General features: G+C 39.5%; 2 protein-coding genes. Both read right to left on the bottom strand.

Features of this window, described 5'->3' with window-relative positions; genetic code table 11:
• Window positions 1–70: 70 nt before the first annotated feature.
• On the bottom strand, window positions 71–538 hold the full coding sequence (locus tag OQ5_RS0101090) for a hypothetical protein (RefSeq protein ID WP_016775720.1): 468 nt from the start codon (window positions 536–538) through the stop codon (window positions 71–73).
• Window positions 539–545: 7 nt separating this feature from the next.
• Window positions 546–2,417 carry a hypothetical protein gene (locus OQ5_RS0101095; RefSeq protein ID WP_016775721.1) on the bottom strand — a complete coding sequence of 624 codons (1,872 nt, stop codon included), beginning with the start codon at window positions 2,415–2,417 and terminating at the stop codon, window positions 546–548.
• Window positions 2,418–2,474: the final 57 nt, after the last annotated feature.

Genomic DNA, 2,474 nt, shown 5'->3' on the forward strand with positions numbered 1-2,474 from the left:
AAGAGATGTTAGAGCTAGGCAAGCGTATGCAAAATAAAAAACCAACCCGATCAGGATTGGTTTTTTGTTTCTATTTTACATCATTCTCCGGTACATCCAAGTGATACAGGTTATATTTCTTAAATAAATCCGATGTTGATTTATCTCCCTTCCGGGCATCTTCGTATATCTCTTTGGTGATTTGGATTTTTCTGTGCCCACCTCCATGTCTTCCTAACTGATACATTAAATAGTATTTATCTTCTTCATGAGTTGTTATAAAATCCTTACCATAAAATTTAGTGGGGGTATTTTTTCTTAAAGGCAATTCTGGTGGCTTTTTGATATCATAAACTTTCTTGAAGTTCTGAAAAATATTAAACTCATTTATTAATTGTGTTAAACTAACTTCACTATTTAAAGCTCTTTCATATACTTCTTTATTTACTTCGTAAGAAGCCCCTAACTCCCCAATTTCACCTGGCAAAAAAGTTAAATAAAAAGCCCCCCCATCATGGGTTACTTTCCAGCCGGATTTTTTGATTGTTGCGTATTTCATAAATGTTTTAGTCAATTAATAAAAAAGTTGTATTTTCCGATAAATCAACTACCGCCTCAGTTGTTCCACCACTTGTTTTACCCCCTGGAATCCATAAATCTTTATCTGCACCACCTTCTCTTCCAGAAGGCATTTTTATCTCCCCAACTGATTCTCTATCAAAAACCCCAAAAACAGGATTATCTCCTAAATCACCTTCATGCATACCCAATCTTTTCTCAATTTTTCTAACATTACCTCCTGTCTCATTTAGGATTTGTCTCAATTCGCTTTCCGGAAGAATAAAAGAATTAGGTCCTCCAAGTGTGCCAAATTCATTATAATTTGCTCTTGTTGAAACTCTGCCTATACCTTCATCAAACTTTGCTAAGTGATTAGATATGTAGTCTGCGTCTAAATACTCACTTGGGTCAGGAATTTTATCCAACTCTCCTTTAGCCTTCAAATCTAACACTTCCAAAGCCCCAGTATTCTGTTTCAATGCATCATCAGCACCCAGGTTGTCCATTTTCTTCCAAGCATCAACCAATCCACCATCCAAAACAGCCACATCATCTATCTGCTGCACATCCTCCAGGAATTTACCCTTTTGTGTGGTTCCCATTTCATCAACTTTGTTCAGCACAGCCTTTAACTTATCACTATCGGTAATCCTGGATGCAAGTTTTTCAATGGGCGCAGCTTTACCTGGATTATGTGCCAGTAATTTACCGCTCAATTCAAGACATTCCCTACAAGTAATATCTCCGCCTTGTTGTAAGGTTTTGGCGATACGCCCGTAGGCTAACAGTGATTCATCGGTCAGGTCAAAAAGTTTTTGCAACTTCCTGCCTTTGATGATTTTTATGGCATATTTCGAGGATTTAACAGCTGCATCACCAACTATTGGTAGCATACTGGCAAAACACAGCGTGGCATTACCGCCATCTCCTTCCACCAAATACCACATGCCGTTGACAACATCAAAGGCTTCTCCTGCCAGCGGTATAAATCCTAAAATGTCCAGGGTTTGATGGCCGTATAGATTGGTAATTTCAGCAATTAAATCCAAGTCCATGTAAGCACTAAAACCTGCAGTGGCTATATCAATGGATACCCAATCTTCCAGGACATAATCGTATTCGTAATGCTCTTTTCTGCCGTTTTCATTTTCCACTGAATATACCAAGCGGCATTCATCTTCCCGGTCTTCTATGCTTTGCAATAACCCTCCATTTCCCCATGGATTGTATTGGGCTGAAAGTGTACTGTTAAAGAAGTCAAGTTTGTCCAGCTCTTTAAGGGTCATTAAATAGTCGTCACAACTATAGCTGGTACGACGTTCCATGAAAGTGGCAAAGTAACCGGCACCTTTATATTCTTCTTTGTTGAAGGCATTGGCATTGATATAGGCATCTTTATCAAAACAGAAAGGTATTGTTCCGTTCCATTCTCCCTGGTACCAGTAAACATCAAAGGAAGTGTTTTCCGGGGTGTATTCTTCACTGTAATAATTTTCTGCTTTATAGCCCACAAAGAAATTGTCCGATGCTTTGATGGCCCCCGGAAAGGATTTATCGCTGGCCCGGATAATGGGGGTATAAAATGCACCGTTATACCGGAATGCAATCAAAATCCCTTTATCGGAAATGATATGGTTTTCGCCGCTTTGGCAATCAGTCGGTTTTAATTCACTATCAAAACAGTCATTGACTTTATCGGTGGTAAAATACATTTCTCCCATCTTGCTCATATCGGCAAAATGGATGGGCAGACCTGCCGGGGTAAAGAAACTGGCTCCACCGGTTTGAACTGGAAATTCTTCTTTTTCCAGTTTGGTAATGGAATGGAAATCGATAATCGCCCCCTCTTCTTCGTCCTGCGCCCAAGCAAAAAGCATATTCTGCGGGTCGTGAATTAAATCCCACTGGTGTTTCCATTAACACCGAAAAAATAA

This window comes from Anaerophaga thermohalophila str. Valhall, from assembly GCF_000250735.1.
GTDB classification, from domain to species: Bacteria; Bacteroidota; Bacteroidia; order Bacteroidales; family Marinilabiliaceae; genus Anaerophaga; species Anaerophaga thermohalophila_A.